The sequence below is a fragment of the Bradyrhizobium sp. Kon37 genome (genome assembly GCF_055807535.1).
Genome location: NZ_JBVVOY010000098.1, coordinates 1 through 677 on the forward strand (window position 1 = coordinate 1; position 677 = coordinate 677).

A 677-nucleotide genomic window follows, 5' to 3' on the forward strand; every position below is an offset into this window, starting at 1 on the left:
ATTTAAATACACCACGTTTCCTCCTGTGCCGTATTTGTGCCATTGTAACCTTGGCAATTCATCAAAATACTGTTCTGACATCAGGCAGTGCAGGTGCAGACATTTAAGCCAATTGCTGCCGCCATTCTTTGACGTAGTCAATCAGGGCGCGGAGCTTTGGTGCAATATTGCGACGCTGTGGGAAATACAGATAGAAGCCCGGAAATTGTGGAACAATGTCATACGCGCTTTTTGACAAAGACGAACACTGGCATAAGCCAGAGCAGGCGTTTCTCACCGATGACCACCGGACCATTCTGCGCTTCGCCGTAGAGGCGCTAATGTCCGGTAAAGGAGCGGTGCTGGTGACGCTGGTGGAGATACGCGGCGGCGCGGCGCGCCCGCTCGGGGCGCAGATGGTGGTGCGCGAAGATGGTCGTTACTGCGGTTTTGTCTCTGGCGGCTGCGTGGAGGCCGCTGCCGCTTTTGAAGCGCTGGAGATGATGGGCTCAGGCCGCGATTGCGAAATTCGCTATGGCGAAGGTTCGCCGTGGTTTGACATCGTTCTGCCCTGCGGCGGTGGGATCACGCTGACGCTCCATAAACTACGCTCGGCACAGCCTCTGCTCGCCGTGCTGAACCGCCTGGAACAGAGAAAACCGGTGGGGCTGCGCTACGATCCGCAAGCACAATCGCTG

At 56.6% G+C, this 677-nt stretch carries 1 pseudogene; it reads left to right on the forward strand.

Going from position 1 to position 677, the window contains the following annotated elements:
• Positions 1–215: 215 nt before the first annotated feature.
• Positions 216–677, forward strand: a pseudogene (gene paoD / locus AC0L3J_RS37240) (molybdenum cofactor insertion chaperone PaoD); the annotation flags it as partial.